This is a genomic window from Paeniglutamicibacter sp. GQ140, assembly GCF_059759235.1.
Window position 1 is genome coordinate 19,372 of record NZ_JCAXDW010000019.1, and the last position, 17,357, is coordinate 36,728.

The 17,357-nt window shown below is 61.7% G+C and carries 14 protein-coding genes; 10 read left to right on the top strand and 4 right to left on the bottom strand.

Annotated elements, in window-relative coordinates:
* The first annotated feature begins 40 nt into the window (after window positions 1-40).
* From AC6CHY_RS19410 to AC6CHY_RS19425, 4 genes are read left to right on the top strand one after another with little or no spacing between them, the layout of a single operon-like run.
* Complete coding sequence (locus AC6CHY_RS19410; RefSeq protein ID WP_498227930.1) at window positions 41-1,204, top strand: zinc-dependent alcohol dehydrogenase; 1,164 nt, start codon at window positions 41-43, stop codon at window positions 1,202-1,204.
* A complete protein-coding gene (locus tag AC6CHY_RS19415; protein ID WP_498227932.1) occupies window positions 1,204-1,911 on the top strand; it encodes a 4-carboxy-4-hydroxy-2-oxoadipate aldolase/oxaloacetate decarboxylase in 708 nt (235 codons plus the stop codon). The genes AC6CHY_RS19410 and AC6CHY_RS19415 overlap by 1 nt, the downstream gene beginning before the upstream one ends.
* Complete coding sequence (locus tag AC6CHY_RS19420; protein WP_498227933.1) at window positions 1,908-2,918, top strand: amidohydrolase family protein; 1,011 nt, start codon at window positions 1,908-1,910, stop codon at window positions 2,916-2,918. The genes AC6CHY_RS19415 and AC6CHY_RS19420 overlap by 4 nt, the downstream gene beginning before the upstream one ends.
* Entirely contained in the window at window positions 2,915-3,916 is a 1,002-nt protein-coding gene (locus AC6CHY_RS19425; protein WP_498227934.1) for a type 2 periplasmic-binding domain-containing protein, read from the top strand. Before AC6CHY_RS19420 ends, AC6CHY_RS19425 begins: the two co-directional genes overlap by 4 nt.
* A gap of 49 nt (window positions 3,917-3,965) precedes the next feature.
* Here the strand turns inward: AC6CHY_RS19425 and AC6CHY_RS19430 are convergent, their stop codons facing one another.
* Complete coding sequence (locus AC6CHY_RS19430) at window positions 3,966-5,222, bottom strand: NAD(P)/FAD-dependent oxidoreductase (protein ID WP_498227936.1); 1,257 nt, start codon at window positions 5,220-5,222, stop codon at window positions 3,966-3,968.
* Window positions 5,223-5,272: 50 nt separating this feature from the next.
* Entirely contained in the window at window positions 5,273-5,995 is a 723-nt protein-coding gene (locus AC6CHY_RS19435) for a FadR/GntR family transcriptional regulator (protein ID WP_498227937.1), read from the bottom strand.
* Between the two features lie 348 nt (window positions 5,996-6,343).
* Here AC6CHY_RS19435 and AC6CHY_RS19440 point away from each other — a divergent pair, with 348 nt between their 5' ends.
* From AC6CHY_RS19440 to AC6CHY_RS19465, 6 genes are all read left to right on the top strand, one after another.
* The gene (locus AC6CHY_RS19440; RefSeq protein ID WP_498227938.1) at window positions 6,344-7,888 is read left to right on the top strand and encodes a tripartite tricarboxylate transporter permease; all 1,545 of its coding nucleotides are present in this window, start codon (window positions 6,344-6,346) and stop codon (window positions 7,886-7,888) included.
* A 26-nt stretch (window positions 7,889-7,914) separates the two neighbouring features.
* Window positions 7,915-8,454, top strand: a complete 540-nt coding sequence (locus AC6CHY_RS19445; protein WP_498228001.1) for a tripartite tricarboxylate transporter TctB family protein — start codon at window positions 7,915-7,917, stop codon at window positions 8,452-8,454.
* Between the two features lie 44 nt (window positions 8,455-8,498).
* The gene (locus AC6CHY_RS19450) at window positions 8,499-9,554 is read left to right on the top strand and encodes a Bug family tripartite tricarboxylate transporter substrate binding protein (RefSeq protein WP_498227939.1); all 1,056 of its coding nucleotides are present in this window, start codon (window positions 8,499-8,501) and stop codon (window positions 9,552-9,554) included.
* A gap of 109 nt (window positions 9,555-9,663) precedes the next feature.
* Window positions 9,664-10,833, top strand: a complete 1,170-nt coding sequence (locus AC6CHY_RS19455) for an MFS transporter (RefSeq protein ID WP_498227941.1) — start codon at window positions 9,664-9,666, stop codon at window positions 10,831-10,833.
* A 459-nt stretch (window positions 10,834-11,292) separates the two neighbouring features.
* Window positions 11,293-11,973: a pentapeptide repeat-containing protein gene (locus tag AC6CHY_RS19460; RefSeq protein ID WP_498227942.1), complete on the top strand. Its 681-nt coding sequence runs from the start codon at window positions 11,293-11,295 to the stop codon at window positions 11,971-11,973.
* A 1,878-nt stretch (window positions 11,974-13,851) separates the two neighbouring features.
* Entirely contained in the window at window positions 13,852-14,091 is a 240-nt protein-coding gene (locus AC6CHY_RS19465; protein ID WP_217390979.1) for a hypothetical protein, read from the top strand.
* Window positions 14,092-14,472: 381 nt separating this feature from the next.
* Here the strand turns inward: AC6CHY_RS19465 and AC6CHY_RS19470 are convergent, their stop codons facing one another.
* Both AC6CHY_RS19470 and AC6CHY_RS19475 read right to left on the bottom strand, forming a co-directional pair.
* On the bottom strand, window positions 14,473-14,826 hold the full coding sequence (locus tag AC6CHY_RS19470; protein WP_217390980.1) for a GNAT family N-acetyltransferase: 354 nt from the start codon (window positions 14,824-14,826) through the stop codon (window positions 14,473-14,475).
* A 772-nt stretch (window positions 14,827-15,598) separates the two neighbouring features.
* Entirely contained in the window at window positions 15,599-17,302 is a 1,704-nt protein-coding gene (locus AC6CHY_RS19475) for an ATP-dependent nuclease (protein ID WP_498227943.1), read from the bottom strand.
* Between the last annotated feature and the right edge of the window lie 55 nt (window positions 17,303-17,357).

Consider the following 17,357-nt stretch of genomic DNA (forward strand, 5'->3'; position numbering starts at 1 on the left):
GGTATTACCATTATGCCAATCACTAGCCCAAGGAAGTGCAATGACTGATTCAGTGCTCGCCGCCGTGCGTACAGCCCCCGGAATGACCGAGATGCGCGAATTCCCCAAGCCGCGCATCGACGCAGACTCCGCATTGCTCAAGATCGAGGTGGCGGGCATCTGCGGCACCGACGCCAAGCTGTATTTCTCGCCGCCCGACACTCCGGCGACCCAGGGACCCGTCATCATGGGGCACGAGAACGTCGGCGTGATTGTCGAGGCAGGAGAGCGGTTCAGGAGCCGGCACGGGCTAGCAGAGGGAGACCGGGTCTTCGTCGAGCATTACGTGGCCTGCTACAACTGCGAGTGGTGTCGCATCGGCGAGTATCGCCACTGCGAAGCCACCGATTGGCGTACGAACCCCGACGCGCGACGTTTCGGCTACACGTCCTCCGACATGCCCGGCCGCCTCTGGGGTGGATTCTCCGAGTACATGTACCTGCCATGGAATGCGGTGCTTCACCAGGTCCCCGAGACGATGTCTCCTGAACTAGCGGGACTCATCATGCCGCTGTCGAACGGCATCGAATGGGCGCTGCTCACCGCCGGGATCGGGTACAACGACACCGTACTCATCCAGGGTCCCGGCCAGCAGGGACTTTCCCAGCTCATCGCGGCGAAGCAGGCGGGCGCCTCGCGAATCATCGTCTCAGGCACAACCCGTGACAAGGAGCGCCTCGAGCTCGCGCTCGAGCTCGGTGCCGATGACGTCATCGACATCCTGACGGAGGATCCGCGCGAAAAGGTCATGGATCTGACTCAGGGGCGCGGGGTCGACTACGTACTCGACTGCACGTCAAGAGCCGGCACGGCCCCCTTGCTGCTCGGAGTCGACGTCCTCACTCGTCGCGATGGCACGCTGCTCGTGCAGGGCGAACTGGCAGCCTTCCCCGACTTCCCCTTGAAGAAGATCACCGAGAAGTCGATCACGATCAAGTCGGCGCGTGGCCACTCGTACCGCGCCTGCGAACTCGCCGTCGCGCAGATCGCATCGGGCCGGTTCCCGCTCGAGAAGCTCGCTACGCACCGGTATGGAATCGATCAGGTCGATCACGCGATCCGGGTGCTCGCCGGCCAGACCGACGAAGATGCGATCCACATTTCGATGATGCCCGACATGATCGGCCAGCCCGGTGGGCGGACAAGCGCGAAAGCGACAGCCTGATGGGCGGCCTCGTCGTGACGGGCACGCCCCGCACGCCCCTCGATCTCCTTGGCACACTGGCCCAGTACAGCGTCGCCACGGTGCACGAGGCACAGGGCCGCAGAGGACTGCTCGCATCGGCGATCACGCCGATTCAGAGCGGGATGCGCGTCGCCGGGTCGGCTGTGACAGCGACGGTCACCCCAGGGGACAACACGACTATCGCTGTGGCAGTCGAGCAGTGCCAGGAAGGTGACCTGCTCATCATCACCCCGACGGCGCCGTGCGACATGGGTTACTTCGGCGACCTGCTCGCCACCTCACTGAAGGCCCGTGGCGTGCGCGGCCTGGTCATCGACGCCGGCGTGCGTGACGTCGCCGACCTGCAGACGATGGGCTTCCCGGTGTGGTCGCGGCATGTCTGCGCCGAGGGTACGACGAAGGGCAACCTCGGCGATGTCAACGTGCCGATCTCTATCGCGGGACAGATCGTGCATCCCGGCGACGCGGTACTCGCCGATGATGACGGCGTCGTGATCGTGTCACGCGCACGGGTCGCCGAGGTGCTGGTCACCGCACAGGAGCGCGAAGCGAAGGAAGAGCTCTCCCGGGCCCGGTACCTCGCGGGCGAGACAGCGCTCGACGTGAACAACATGCGGCCGATGATCGAGGCTGCAGGGATCCGATACGTCGACTATCGCATGTGGCAGGAAGGGCGGACATCATGATCATCGACATCCACGGGCACTATACGACAGAACCCGAACCGCTCCATCGGTTCCGTGCGGCCCTGCTTCGGGGAGAGTCTCCGAGCGCGGCGGTCCTCAGCGACCAAGTGTCGGATGAAGAGCTCCGCCAAAGCGTCGAGGGCCACCAGCTCCGGGTCCTGCGTGAGCGCGGTGGCGACCTGATGCTGTTTTCGCCGCGCGCCTCCGGGATGGCACATCACGAGCCGGATACGGATATCGCCAATACGTGGGCGCAGGCGTCGAACGACATGGTCCATCGCGTCAGTGAGCTGTTTCCCGCACATTTCGCCCCCGTCGCGCAGCTTCCCCAGACGCCGGAAGGAAACCTCGAAGGCGTGCTCGCCGAGTTGCGACGCACCGTGGGGGAGCTCGGATTCGTGGGTGCCAATCTCAACCCGGATCCCTCGGGGACGTGGGCCGGCAAGCCGCTGACGGATCCCTCGTGGTTCCCGATCTACGAGACCGCCGAGGACCTCGATGTGCCTCTCATGGTCCACGTCTCGGCGGCGTGCAACCCGAACTTCCACACGCTCGGCGCGCACTATCTCAACGCCGACACGAGCGTCTTTATGCAGTTGCTGCAATCGGATCTGTTCACCCGGTTCCCCGGGTTGAGGATCGTCATCCCCCACGGTGGCGGTGCGGTTCCCTATCACTGGGGACGCTATCGCGGACTTGCGATGCGCAATGGCTGGCAGGATCCCTCTGAGCTGTTGGGCAACGTGTTCTTCGATACGGCGGTATACCACCAGCCCGGATACAACCTCCTCGTCGATTTGATCCCGGCATCGAACGTGCTCTTCGCCTCGGAGATGCTCGGAGCCGTGCGCGGCGCCGACCCCGACACCGGCGTGGAATGGGATGACACCCTCACGTATCTGCGGGCATCTGAACGATCGCAGGCCGACTGGGATGCGATCACGCACGAGAATGCGTTGCGCATCTACCCGCGGCTTGCCGCGCGCCTGGCAGGGAGCGGCGGATGAGTCGCCTGCAGCTGACCTTTGCCTGTGGCGACTACGACCGCACCCGCGGGGTCGAGGACGGCAGCGTGGCGGTCGACGGCATCGACCTCACGTACCTGCGCTTGCCGGTGGAGGAGACCTTCTTCCGCATGGCGAGGCATCATGAGTTCGATGCGGCGGAGATGTCGCTGTCGACCTACGTCTCGACCCTCAACGCGCTCGATAGGGGAGAGCAACCGCCGTTTGTCGCGCTGCCGGTCTACACGTCGCGTCAGTTCCGCCACGGAGGGATGTTCGTCAACGTCGATGCCGGGGTGGTGAAGCCCTCCGATCTGCGCGGCAAGCGGATCGGCATGCCCGAGGTGCAGCTGACCGCGTGCGTGTGGCAACGAGGGATCCTGGCCGACCACCACGGCCTGCCGCTCGATGCATCGACGTTCTTCACCGGCGGCCAGGAAAGTCCCGGGCGGATCGAGAAGGGCGTTGTGGATGTGCCGTTCGACATTCATCCGATTCCCTCGGACCGCACGCTGTCCGAGATGCTAGCCGTGGGCGATCTCGACGCGGTTTTCTCGCCGCGGATCCCGAGTACCTTCGGGCGGCCGGACGGGCGCATCGCTCGACTCTTCCCCGACACGAAGCAGGCCGAGCAGGCGTACTTCCGGGCAACGGGGATCTTCCCGGTCATGCACGTCGTCGTGCTGCGTCGCGAGTTGTACGAGCGCCACCGGTGGGTTGCGCAATCGCTGACCAAGGCCTTGGCCGCAGCGAAGGCACAGGCGGCAGCGCGCATCTACGACTCCTCGGCTCTGCAGTTCATGGAGCCATGGCTGATGTTCCATCTCGAAGAGGCGCGTGAGCTCCTGGGCAATGACTACTGGTCGTACGGGTTGGGTGGCGCCGATCGAAAGGTGCTCACCACGTTCCTCAGGTACCACCACGAGCAGGGATTGTCCGGAGCACGTCGAGAGCCCGAGGACCTGTTCGCTCCCGAATCGCTGGAGTCCTTCGTCATCTGACGCAGTTCGGCCGGAGCGCTCCCTTAGGCGCTCCGGCCGAACTACGTCGTCACCTCGTGAGGTATTTCTTCAGCGGAATGTCCGTGTCACCCGCAGCCTCCGGTGGGATGTTTCCGCCTGCCTCGAGGATGCGCCTGGCCGTCATGTAGTCGAGCGGAGCGTTGACCGCCTCGATCGATGCGAGCTGACCATCGCGGTAGTAGAGCGCCGAGAAACGCTCGCTGTCGGGATCGCCGCGAACGACCACCTGGTCGTGGCCCATCGTGAGACCGGCCATCTGGAGCTTGAGGTCGGCCTGATCCGACCAAAACCACGGCACCGCCGTCACGCCCGGCTCATGGCCCATCAAGGAGGCGGCCGCCGCCTTCGCCTGCGCGATCGCGTTCGGCACCGACTCGAGCCGGACAGGGCCGTGGACGGGGTGGGAGCTCACCGCGCAGTCGCCCGCGGCGACGATGCCAGGGATGCGAGTGCGCCCGAAAGCGTCGACGTCGATGCCGCCCTCGCTGGCCAGCCCCACCGACGCGGCGAGCTCCGTGTGGGCGATCAGGCCGATGCCGATGACCACGACATCGGCGTCGATCACACGTCCATCAGCGAGCTCGACGCCGCTCACGCGATCTGTTCCGCGGAAGCCCGACACGGCGGCATCGAGCACGATGCGCGTGCCGCGGCGCTGATGCGCGTCTGCATAGAAGCGGGACATCTCGGGCGCGACAGCGCGTGCCATGAGACGGTCCTGGGCTTCCAAGACGGTGACGTCCTTGCCGCCCGCCGTCGCCGCAGCTGCGATCTCAAGACCGACAAAGCCGCCGCCGACGACGACGACGCGAGACGCATCGTCGAGGGATTCCTTGAGCGCGACGGCGTCGTCGATAGTGCGCAGATAGTGGATCCCCGCGAGCTCAGCGCCATGCGCACGCATCCGACGGGGTGTGCCGCCAACAGTGAACGCGAGCCGGTCGAAAGCGATCGTCCGGCCGCTGCGAGTCACCGCTTCGCCCGACCCGGCGGCATCGTCGTCGAGCGTGATCGTATCCACCCACTCGCCGCAGACGAGGGTGATGTCGTTCGCCGTGTAATAGTCGGCGCCGCGAAGCTCCAGCTCGTGCTCCGCGGCCCTGCCGCTGAGGAAGGCCTTCGACAGCGGTGGGCGCTGATATGGCGGCCGGCTCTCCCCGCCGACAACGGTGATCGGCGCGGTATCCCCCAGCTCGCGCAGGGTGGCCGCGAGCTGGAGACCAGCCTGGCCGGCGCCGATGATCAGGGTGCGGGCGGAAATTCGAGGCGTTGCGATGTGATTCATGGTCCTCCTTAAGGGTAGGACCATTAGACCACATTATGTCGAGGTCGTCCCTACTTCTCCGCGACCCGTTGCGCCGTTCGCTCGAGGTGCTGGGCGAGGATCGCACGAGCGCGATCGAGGTCGCCGTCCTCGATCGCCTCTACGAGGTGGCCGTGCTCCTCGACGCCCTTGAGGCCCATATGCGGGGCGATGGTCTTCGCCACGCGGAGGGAGGAGATGAGGGGCCCGTGGAAGCTGTGCATCAACGCTTCGATGGCTGGGTTGTGCGTGCATGCCGCGAGTCGCACGTGGAACGCGGCAGACATGTCCGTGGAGGAGGCGCCGTCGACCTTCGCCTCGGCCACGAGGTCGTGGAGGGCGGCGATGTCCTCTGGCGTCGCCCGCTCGAGGACCAGGGGGAGGATCCCGAGCTCGAATATCTGGCGTGCCTCCGTTGTGGCACTCGCAGTGATTGGCGAGAGGGTCAGCAGGTGCGCGAGGTTCTCCCCCACGAGTTCTGGCGAGGGGGAGGTCAAGAACGATCCGCCGCGTGCGCCGAGGTTTACCTGGATCAATCCCGTCGCTTCGAGAACGCGGAGCGCCTCGCGAACCGTGACGCGGCTGACCCCGAGCTGCTGGCAGAATTCGCGTTCGTTCGGCAGGCGGTCGCCCGGCTTCAGGTTACCGTCCCTGATCAGCTGCTTGATCTGCTCGACGATGACGTGATAGGCGCGATCCACATTCACCTGGCTGAAAAGCTGTGTGGGTGGCGGGCTTGCGGGGGTTCCGGACAATGCCGTCTCCTGTCATTCGGATGCGTCGAGATCAATCGATGATTGCGTTCGCAAGGGGCTGGGCGCTGGCGGTTGCCAGCCCTGGGTGCGGGTGCACATACCTAGGATACCGGGCTGTTGACGAAAGGGTAAATGGTGGTATGGTCCTTCCATTGAGAATATGAGTCCGGTCACACCGATGTGTTCGGGCAGGGAGTCGCAGGCGATGCCCTGTGAATCAAAACGAAGTGAAGGGCGTTCGATGGTGTCAGCGACACGAAGGCGGGTCTTAAGACCGCTCCCTCGAGAAGTCGTGGGTAGCGTGGGTTTGCACGCTATGCACAGGGCGTGCACAAGGAGGCGTCTCGCATGATCGACGCGATCACAAGTGGTCTCGACCAAGTGCTCCAGTGGGAGACCCTGGGTCTGATGATCATCGGAATGCTCATTGGATTCGTCGTGGGGATCCTGCCGGGACTCGGAGGCGCCGTGGCGCTCGCCCTCCTGCTTCCATTCACCTTCGCGATGGAGCCGGTTCAGGGGCTTGTGTTCCTCCTGAGCATGTGGATCGTGACAGGGACCGCCGGCGACATCACCTCCGTACTGTTCGGCATCCCGGGCGAAGCCACGTCGGCGGCCGCGGTGCTCGACGGCTACCCGATGACGAAGAGGGGGCAAGGGGGACGCGCACTTGGAATTGTACTCACCAGCTCCGCTATGGGCATAGTCTTCGGTGCGATCGTCCTCGGTGTTTTCATCACCGTGATCCGCCCCCTCGTGCTGCTGCTGGGACCGCCCGAGTTCTTCATGCTCGTGCTCCTGGGGTTGGCATTTGTGGTGACGCTCGCCGGCAAGAACCTAGCGAAGGGGATGGCGATGGTGGCCTTCGGCCTCCTCGTTTCCTACGTCGGATCAGACCCCTCCGCGGGCCTGCCACGGTTTACATTCGACCAGATGTATCTCTGGAGCGGCATTGCGCTGATCCCTGTCGTCGTGGGTCTCTTCGGTGGCGCCGAGGTGCTCCAGCTGATGCTGACCCGAACGTCCATCGCCAACGGACCGCTCGGCGATACCAAGCTCACCGGCACGATGCGTGGAGTGAGTGACGCCCTCCGTCATTGGCCCGTAGTAATCCGTTCGTCGTCGATCGGCGTGGTTATCGGAATGCTCCCCGGTCTCGGCGGCACTGTCGCCCAGTGGATCTCGTACGGGCAGGCGCGCCAGACTTCCAAGAACCCCGAGCAATTCGGCAAGGGCGCCGTCGATGGGCTCGTCGCGGCGGGGGCGACGAACAACGCGAAAGACGCGGGTTCGCTCATACCCACGATCGCGTTCGGAATCCCCGGCGGAGCGGCCACAGCGGTCCTGCTCGGCGGATTCCTCGTTCTCGGAGTCAAACCGGGTCAGGAAATGCTGACCACGCAGCTGGGCATCACATTTTCGATGGTGTGGACGGTCATCATCGCCGGGATCCTCGGGGTCGTTTTCGCGTTCGCGCTCGTTCGCCCGCTCGCAGCCATGACGAAGATCAGCGGCCCAGTTATCACACCGATCCTGTTCATGTTCATCGTGATCGGTGCCTATACAGCCAACAACAGCTGGGGTGACCTGCTGGTGATGCTCGGAGCCTCAGTGCTCGGCGTGGTGTGCCTGCGGTGGGACTGGCCGCGCGTGCCGTTCCTGCTCGCGCTCGTGCTCGGAAAACTGCTCGAGCAGTACTTGAACCTCTCCAACACACTGTTCGGCGCCGAATGGCTCACCCGTCCCGGCGTCCTCATCGTCGGCTTGGCCGTCCTCGCGACGCTGTTCCTCAGCATCCGCTCGGTGCACCGCGACCACCGCGCACGCCTTGCCGATGAGACGGTCCCGGGGCCCCGCACCCGTGCAATGCAAACGATTGGAAAGAAGAAATGACGGCCCCGTCGACGAATCGGTCCGCGATGCCGGACCTTGTCATCTCGTGTGTGGTTCTTGTCATCTGCAGCGGGGCGCTCGTCACGAGCGTCACCTATCCTCCCGCGGTGTCGCTGCTGCTGCCCCGGCTGGCTGCGGGCCTCGGCCTGCTGTGTGCAGCCTGGCTGCTCGTCAGCAAGTCGATCGCGCTGGCGCGGCAGCGTGGGGAGACCGGGACTGACAGGACCGCCGGCCCCGCCGAGGAGCAGGCAGCGATGCTCAACGAGCCCGCAGAAGACAACGACGAGATTGATCCGAACGACGCGGAGTACGTCCTGTCGCACACCTCGCGGCGCGTGTGGCTGACGACGCTCGTTTTCATCGCCGGGTTCTTCTTGGTTCTCTACCTGTGCGGGCTGTTCGTCGCCGCGGCCGCGCTGTCCCTCGTATACCTGATGGCAATTGGCAAGAAGACCTGGATTTTCTCGCTCATATACACAGTGGTCCTGACTGGGCTGCTGTGGGTCCTCATGCGCTGGGTAACGTACATCCCCAGCCCCCCAGGAGCCTTGCTTCCCGGAGGATGACCTCCACCTCAAAACCCGGCATAAGTACCAAGGAAGGTATGTTCATGTTTCAAAATAAATCTCGCATCGCCCGTGTCGCCCTGGGGGCGAGTGTGATCGGCGCTCTCGCACTGACCGGATGCACGGCACCCGGTCAGGAGCGATCAACTTCCGGCGCGGCTGCGGCCGAAAGCTGTTCATCCTTCAAGGGAAAGACCATCGAGCTCGTGATCCCATACAACGCCGGAGGAGGGTACGACGTGCTCTCACGTGTCATCATCCCCGGCATAGAGAACGCGCTGGATGCCAAGGTGATCCCCATGAACAAGCCCGGCGCGGGCGGCCTGCTCGCAATCAATCAGCTCACCACGGCCCCTGCCGACGGCAGCCAGATCGCCATCGTCAATGGAACGGGCGCGGCCGCCGCGATCCTTGCAGGCGCCCAAGGGCCGGAATTCGGATTCGACGACCTCAGCTACATCGGACGCGTTGCCGTCGACGACCTGGTCGTCACCACCAATGCTGACAGCGACTACCAGACGTGGGAAGACGTCATGAAAAGCGATGGGTTCAGGTTCGGATCAACCGGCCGCGGGTCCTCCGATTACATCGTAGCCAACGCGCTAATCAAGGCATTCGACCTGAAGAACGCCGAGGTCGTCGTAGGATTCAACAGCCAAGCGGAAACCGACCTTGCCCTCATCCAGGGCAACGTGGACGCGATCGCAGGTCCGCTGGACAGCCGCCGCACGAGCATCGAGAACGGTGAGACGATCGTCCCGCTGTCGTTCGCGGACGAGGCACCGGCGGTTGCCCCCGACGCCACCGTGTTCAGCGAACTCGACCTCTCTGCGGATGCGCAGGAAATCATCAACGGCATCAAACTGCTCACAGAGTACGGCCGCCCGCTGGTCGCGCCGGCGGGCATGGATGAGCAGACGCGCGGCTGCCTGCAGGACGCGCTCGCAGCGGCAGTGGAGGACCCCGAGGTCCTCGAGCAGGCCGAGAAGATGCAGCGCGAACTGTCCTACCTCTCGGGCGAGGAACTCGCGAACGACGTCGTCCCGGCCTTCGACGAACTGCCGGCGAACTTCATCGACGTGCTCAAAGCATCGTACTGACTCGTTCGCGCACATAACCACCGGGGCCTTCGTCTCCGCGAACAACTTGCGGAGACGAAGGCCCCCTTTTCTTTGTGCGACCGGGAGGTCGTGAGAACGGGCATGAGACATGACGTCAGTGCATGACAGCGCGGTCCCCACGCCGCGGCGGGAGGACATCCTCTCCCAGTCGACTATCCTTCTGTTCTCCGTCACGCTCGGAATGGCGACAGTCGTCGTCCCGCTCGTGGCCACGGCAGCCGGGTACCAGTTAGGGGCTGTGGGATTCCTCGTCGGCGTGTCCGCCATCACGCAAATCATCGCGAGAGCAGGAATGGGCGCGCTGATGGATCGCTTCAGCACGCGGACCTTCGTCCTCGTCGCGCTGATTTTGTTGGCGTCCTCGTGCGTGATCCTCGGCGTTACCGATGCGCTGTGGGCGTTCGTCGCCTCGCAACTCCTCCAGGGGGCCGCCCGCGCGTACTTCTTCACGGGCATGCAGACGCACGTGATACGTGCATCGAGACCGGCGGTGTCCGCTCTAGCCATCATGAATGTGACAAACGGCGTCGGATTGCTCATCGGCCCCCTCCTCGCAGGAATCATCGGCGCCTCGTCGCTGTCTTTCGCACTCTTCATAGCCGCAGGCATCGCAGGACCGGGTGTCTTGAGTTGTGCATTCCTCATCCGATACGAACCGTTCGCGAAGCCGCGCACGGAACCCGCCGAGAAAGCGGTTCCTATGTGGCGGCGCGATGGAGTGACGACGGCGGGATGGATGGGCGCGACGGCCGGCGGGTGGCGGGGCATCCTGAACTCGTATCTGCCCGTTCTCTTGACCGAGGCGGGGCACTCCATCCCGGTCGTGGGCGCGATGATGACGCTGGCGAACCTCGCAGCGCTGGCGGGTTCCGCCGTCGCGAGGCCGGTTCGTCGGACAGGAGTGAGGCTGTCGGCCGTCCTAGGCGCGGCCCTCGCAGTTGGAGGGGTGGCGTTGATGGCGTTCATGACGCCCCACCTCGTGCTGGCGGGCGCGTTCCTGTTCATCTCGGGGGTGGGAGCGGGGATCCTGCAGACGCTTGGCCCAGCGCTCGCCACGGAGGCCGTCGGGTTGGAGGAACGCGGGCGTGCCATCGCCTCGGTCGGCACGTTCCGTGCCATCTCACTTCTTGTCACGCCAATGGGCATCGGCGCTCTGATCTTCCTTGTTCCTTCCGCAGCAGTTGCGACTGCGATCGTCGCTGTCGCCGTCGGGATCCCTGCGATGGCGACGAGGGGCGGCACGAGAAGAAAACCCTGACCCGAACAGGCGATCATCGGCGTCGCGTGGAACCGGTGCGACACCGCCCCGGACCGCGTGGCAGCGTAGGGGCTCCACGCCCACATCCGTACCGAACAATCCTCAATGCCGCAAATCTCCCAACCACTTCACGATTGAAGTTGGTGTGCCTCGAACTACCTGCTCGTTACCGGCGTCTCGGCGCCAACCCTCTACCGGTGAGTTCCGGCAGCAGGCGCTGCGGGGGATCGACGCAATAGTCGATGCTGTTTGGTGCAGACAATATCTGAAAATGACACATCCATTTACAGGATCCTCATGTGTGCGGACTCAGCGGGGAACCTCGCCAGGGAGCCCTCGCGCCGCTACTCTTGGCCCATGAGCCAAGCAGTGCCGCCTCCAACCGGTGCAACGCGACCACGCCAGTAGGGAATGGCGGCCTGGGTGCGGGAGACCATTGTGCGGGACATCATCGTAGCCATGATCGTTGGACTACTGGTCGGCACTGTGTCTGGGTTCATCGTCGCCGGCAGACAGGAGTCCCTCGACGAGGCTCGGGCGCAGCGCGAACTAGCGGCAGCCGAGCAACTCGCTGACCAAGCCATCAGAATCGAGAACCTTCGCTTCGTTCGCTCACAGCCCGATGATTCTGGGCCAAGCAGGCGTTTGAATGGCCTCGATCTTGCCGGCATGAATTTGTCCAACCAGTTTCTGACTTATGACGATTTCTCAGACTCCGACTTCACAGACAGCGTCATGGATGAATCCAACGTCTATAGGGCCATCATGGTCCGCGCCAACCTGACGCGCAGTCGCGCCGAGAGAACGTACTTCCAAGGGGTGGATTTCCGCCAGGCGACACTTGCCGGGGGAAATTTTCACGGGTCTTATTTCTTCAAGGCAGATCTGCAGTGGATTGACGGGCGCGGCTCCGACTTCACGGATGCACATCTCGAGCTCGCCAAACTTGCTCACGCGGACCTGCACGGGGCGAACTTGACGGGGGCGACCTTGGATGACACTGGGGCAGTCGGGACGTGTTTCGACGAAACCACCGTATGGTCAGCGGGATACACGCCAGCTGCCAGTGAGCCGCTTGATACCTGCGGCCCTGACAACTGGAATTCCAGTGAGCGAGAGAAAGCGTTTTGGGAGGACTAGCGCGGCGATTATGCAGTCCGGAGTCTCAGCAAAGGATCCGATGATGGGATGCTGGCCCGCGTGTCTCCACGCCGAAATCGAAGTGCGGTGAACCGCCGAATTTCGGGGAAACCAAAATTCTCAACATTGTGTCTCGTGTCCTATTTCTCAAGGCAGGTGAAATCCAACCGTTGATAAGACCCGGGGGAGTGGGTTTAGCCGGTATTGGTTGTGCGCGGGTCGGTACCGTGGAACAGAATGCCTTGGTGCGGATGTTCGCTTGTGGCAATCCGACGATCGTGATCGACAGCTCCTCGTCCCGGGGCCCGCCACCGGCCGGCCAACAGGATCTGCCCGGTGGGGCCGCTACAGCCTGGCCACCCCCGGGCATCCCGAAGGGACCATCCCGCAAGCCAGCGACCTCGTGTGGACGAGTGCCCAACCCCTCCAAAAACCCCGGAAACCTGGGGATTTGATTTTCTCTCGAAGCACTACTATATTTCTTGGCATGCGGGTGGGAAGAACGAATTACCCCCCAGGTTGAGGAAGCTGCAGTTGCTTCCTTTGGGGAAACCCGCACAGCAGTACCTGGCCGTCGGACAGTTTGAGACGGCCACCGCAGTAATGAAGTACCAGCAGTAAAGCAGTAGCAGCAGTACCCGGCCGTCGGACAGCTTGAGACGGCCACCGCAGTACAGCAGTAGCCGGAGGGCGTGGTCGTCGGACCGCTTGAGACGACCGCAGCAGTACAGCAGTACAGCAGGACCAGCAACCCCGGCAGCAAAGCAGTACAGCAGTACAGCAGTAAAGCAGTAGCCGGACGGCGTGGTCGTCGGACCGCTTGAGACGGCCGCAGCAGTACAGCAGGACCAGCAACCCCGGCAGCAAAGCAGTAAAGCAGTAGCCGGAGCGCGTGGTCGTCGGACAGCTTGAGACGGCCGCAGCAGTACAGCAGGACCAGCAACCCCGGCACTACAGAAGTACCAGCAGTAAAGCAGTAGCCGGAGCGCGTGGTCGTCGGACAGCTTGGGACGGCCGCAGCAGTACAGCAGGACCAGCAACCCCGGCACTACAGAAGTACCAGCAGTACAGCAGTACAGCAGTACCCGGCCGTCGGACAGCTTGAGACGGTCGCAGCAAAACCGGCAACACCAGCAGTAAATCAGTAAAGCAGTACCCGGAGGGAGTGGTCGCCGGACAGCTTGAGACGACCACAGCAGTACCAGCAACACCGGGAAGTACCTGCAGTACCGGGCCGTAGGACAGCTTGAGACGGCCACAGCAGTAAAGCAACACCCCATTGGGCGGGCTGGTGATGAATCCGTTTTCATCACCAGCCCGCCCCTTTCCGTTCTTGCCAAAGTTGGCGTCGCTCACCAGTTGCGCGCCACCGGGGCAGGAACCGGAGCTGACACTATCCAAGAACCCACCCCTTGCCTCCTCGGGTGTCCCTCTGCCGCTCGTGAGTGCTTCCCCATAGGGTTCGGGTTTGGGTAGCAATGGCGTGAAATGTGGACTTCGGCGCTCGTGAAGGTTTTCTGTTGTCGTTAGTTGCCGATGACGAGGATGATTGCAGCCGCTTCGATGACATCGTCGATGATGGTTTAGAGCTGGTTTAGAGCTGGTTGAAGCGGATGGGCTTCCTGGCGGGGTGCGTTATGCAGCGATCACGGAACGCCTCCACTTAGCGATCAAATCCACGCCGGTAACTGTCGAGGAACTGCCAGAAATCGATCCCGTCTTTCCAGCCGCATCATTAGCGGAACGGGGGCCGGTGGCCGATCCTAGCCACTTTTGGTTATGGTTGGCCACCAACCCAACCCCCCAAACAATTTGAGGGCGTCAGAACGCCGATTAGCTGACATTGAGTGCCGCACCTACGCCGGATAGGAAGTTTTCATGACCACACCTCCCTTCACAGCTGAGAAAGCTGCTGAAATCCGGAAACGGTTTGCAGCAGGAATCAGCAGGGTTCAACTCGCCAAGGAATTTGAGCTGAGCCAAACCGTCATCGGGCAGATTCTCCGCAACGAAGCCGTGGGCAATGATTCACAAAGTGAAGGGTTACGCACCGCACGCGTCCACAACCGGACGAATCCACGCGGCCAAAAACACGCACCGCGAAAAAACTGGTACTAATCCCGTGAAATCCTGGGGTGCCAACCACCCCGGATTTCACGGCTGGACCCTCACAAGCGGAGGGGCTTCCGGGCCGGGTGCGTTTGCAGCGATCACGGAACGCCGCCACTTAGCGATCAAATCCATAGACAACGTGGTCTCAACAAGATGTCTCGTGATATCCGGTGCAGGGAAGGCCGGACCGGAGGTTTGGTGGGACATGTCTGTCGGCATGGGGATCTCGGGAGGGCGCCGACAGCGTAATTGGGACTCACTGGCCTCGACCCATGAGGGGGGCGTTGCTAATACTTCACCTCCAACCAGTGGTGAAGCGGTAGCCGTTTCCTTGGCGAAGGCAAGTGCCGTTGGTCCGGGGCCAAGCACAGAACCCCAGGGGCATCGTTAGTTCATCGGCTTGTATGAGCGGTCCTCAAGCATCTCGAAAAGCTTGGGCGCATCGTTCTCGGCGGCGATGGCCTGCATGAAGTGACGGTCCAGGTTTCCGGACAGCGTCACCATGTATGGACGGTTGCGACCGAGACGCTCGAAGATCTTATGCATCATGTCCGTTGCCAGGCCATGCTTCCGGTACTCGTTGTCGACGAAGAAGCCGCTGAGGTAGGTGAACTCGGGTTTGTGCTCCCAGCGTTTGTAGGTCGCCTGGCCGACAATGCTCCCGTCCTTGGTGAATGCCGCCAGCTGGCCCCATGCATCGGTCGGTGTTTCCCCCACCCAGCGAATAATGATGTCGTCCATGCTCGAATTATGGCAGGGCAGCATTAAGCAAAACAAGATCCATGATTACCGCTTGTCATTCTGGGGTATGCCCCAACTCGACATAAAGAAGCGAGCAAAGAGCGGCCGCTTAGGGTTACAGCTTGGTTCTTGCTGACGCTTTTATTGCACCCTCTTGGAAGCTATCCGGACATAGCAACGTTGGCGGAAAACTAAAATATTCTGATAATCATCCTTCTCGCAAAACGACGGTCTGTTGACCGGGACGATTCAAACTCAGCGAGTGCGGCGTGTTTGACGGATGCTTGAAGCCCGGAACTCCGCACTGAGCCATTAGCCGCGTTTGCGCCGGTATATGCGGCGACATAAGCAGCCGGCCTGGTCGTTTTGGGGAATCCTTTTGAGCGCTTGCTACGGCTATTCGCTCCCGAAAGTCGATCAGCGGGCGAATCGGGATGTCGAATCCCGGGTGCCGGTGAAAGTGCCCGTGATGGCGAGGTCCGCTTGCCAGATATCCACGCTGACGGCGACTGAGGTGGTGTGAAGCTCGTGGGCAATCGACCTGTCCGGCGGCCGTCGGTTCTAGCTCTTTCAATCGTTTGTGCTGCCGCACCTATCTGGTGCTCTCTGCGTGTCCCCGCTGACGGGCATGAAGCGGGCTTGTCGATTGCCGTTGGCACCCGTCGGTCACGATCAAAAGGGCTACGACTACAGAGGCCGACGAGGAACCGCGAATTGCGGCACTGCTGGCGCAAAGCTTCGAAGAGACGCCCGAGGTAGTGACTTGGGGTCTCTATGTCGCAGCGGCGGCTTTGGCCGGCAAGGACCGGCGAAGGAGCTTGTACGAGTTTGGGAGTTTCATTGGCTGCAAGCCCGAAATGGCAGGTATCAAAATGTCCTGGCGTTTTATCTGCTTGGTTCTGTTTTCTAAGAGCTCTTTCGTCGTACGTTTGTCAGTTCCGTAAAGGCTACAGAGATCGTAGAGGCGCTCTCGAGGTGTTTCGGCGGCGATCAAGTCGATCTCAAGTGACCAGCGGAAGCAGAAAAAATCCACTTTGGCGAGCATTTCCATCGCTGCCGAGTGGTTATCCACCAGCAGGGACAAGAGCTTTAGCTGATCCGATTTCTTTGGAAACAGGTGCTCCACTACGGTTTCTGATTTTAGTCTTGAGGCGTATTTAGGGAATCCCTTCGCATCTCTGCTCTCCTTAAGATTCGTTCCTGTGTATGGCAGGAAGTAGTCTTTGTCGACCACGAACGCGGAGGCGATGTCGAGGGTTCGGAGAAGGTGGAAGACGTTCTCCAGGTTCTCAACCCCATCCAGCGACAAGACCGTCATGTTTAGATCCTCCATTGACACACCACTGCCGACCAAGAGCTCGGAGATTACTGCTGCGTCTATCGGGCTCTCCGTGACTACGACAAAGTCGGCGAAAAAGAACTCTGAGTTCCGACGGCCATGGAACTTGTAGTAGGCGTCTCTATCCATTCCATTCGACGGGAAAAAGTCCATGGGGAGCTGCGTGATGCGGGTTTCGATATCACGGGTACTGGATCGCACCCTCCGACACAGTACGACCTGTTCATGATTGAGGGCATCGATCATCGCCGAGGAATGAGTAGTGAAAATAACCTGTAGGTCCAGGGATTTCAGGTTGGCAAGGAGCTGATTTTGAGCTTGAGGGTGGAGGTTCTGCTCGGGCTCTTCGAAACCCAGGATATATGTGCTGTTCTCGAGCTCAGCAAGGTAAGAATAAAGAGCAAAGACAGCCATGCTCTGGGTGCCACTTCCACTGTCGGCCAGCCTAACCATCTGCGTTCCTTCTCGCACATGCAGGATGAGGTCACGCAACAAAACGGAGTAGTCGGGGACTTTTTCGTACTCGAGTGAGAAGTCAAATTTCCCGTTCAGTGGGGTGTTTTTTCGGAGCTGTTTTGCAAGTCCGTCAAGCGGGCCGTTGCGAATTTTCTCGCTCAGGCGCTGAATTCCAGGAGTGATGTGGTCACGTTGACGGTTCGATGCCACCCAGGCATCAACCACACGTTCCATAAGGCCGTCGGGACCCCAGCCTGCTATATGGTGGTCACGTCGAAGGGGGATGAACGCATAGCTGATGAACCGCTGCAGCTCCTGCTGCAGGTCCTGCGGAGCGGTCACCCAATCCCGTCCCTTCATGACTTGCCATTGGGCAGTCTTACGATATCTTAGCCTCGCTCGGACTTCCTCGCTTCCGGTTGATACACGTTCGATCTTGCAGTCGGCTGGTGTCCCGGAGAATGTCAGGTCAATTACGGAAAATGCTGTTTTTGAGAAGGAATGCTGACCGGTTTCGAAAGCGGTCCGCTCTTGTCCAAAATTGAAGAAGGCATTAAGTGCACGCAGCACTGAAGTCTTACCCGCACTATTTTGCCCAACCAGCGCAAGTTCGTCACCGATTCGAATATCGGCTTCTCGTATTGCTCGGAATTTGTCGATCTTCAGCCTAGTTAAGCGCACCCGTATCCCTCAGTAACTTTGTTTGTATTTTAGATTGTGGCACTGATTTGCATCC

Bases quoted from the DNA above. Each gene is read 5' to 3' on its own strand.
- AC6CHY_RS19410 (WP_498227930.1), top strand. From the start codon at position 41: ATGACTGATTCAGTGCTCGCCGCCGTGCGTACAGCCCCCGGAATGACC.
- AC6CHY_RS19415 (WP_498227932.1), top strand. From the start codon at position 1,204: ATGGGCGGCCTCGTCGTGACGGGCACGCCCCGCACGCCCCTCGATCTC.
- AC6CHY_RS19420 (WP_498227933.1), top strand. From the start codon at position 1,908: ATGATCATCGACATCCACGGGCACTATACGACAGAACCCGAACCGCTC.
- AC6CHY_RS19425 (WP_498227934.1), top strand. From the start codon at position 2,915: ATGAGTCGCCTGCAGCTGACCTTTGCCTGTGGCGACTACGACCGCACC.
- AC6CHY_RS19430 (WP_498227936.1), bottom strand. From the start codon at position 5,222: ATGAATCACATCGCAACGCCTCGAATTTCCGCCCGCACCCTGATCATC.
- AC6CHY_RS19440 (WP_498227938.1), top strand. From the start codon at position 6,344: ATGATCGACGCGATCACAAGTGGTCTCGACCAAGTGCTCCAGTGGGAG.
- AC6CHY_RS19445 (WP_498228001.1), top strand. From the start codon at position 7,915: ATGCCGGACCTTGTCATCTCGTGTGTGGTTCTTGTCATCTGCAGCGGG.
- AC6CHY_RS19450 (WP_498227939.1), top strand. From the start codon at position 8,499: ATGTTTCAAAATAAATCTCGCATCGCCCGTGTCGCCCTGGGGGCGAGT.
- AC6CHY_RS19455 (WP_498227941.1), top strand. From the start codon at position 9,664: ATGACGTCAGTGCATGACAGCGCGGTCCCCACGCCGCGGCGGGAGGAC.
- AC6CHY_RS19460 (WP_498227942.1), top strand. From the start codon at position 11,293: ATGATCGTTGGACTACTGGTCGGCACTGTGTCTGGGTTCATCGTCGCC.
- AC6CHY_RS19465 (WP_217390979.1), top strand. From the start codon at position 13,852: ATGACCACACCTCCCTTCACAGCTGAGAAAGCTGCTGAAATCCGGAAA.
- AC6CHY_RS19470 (WP_217390980.1), bottom strand. From the start codon at position 14,826: ATGGACGACATCATTATTCGCTGGGTGGGGGAAACACCGACCGATGCA.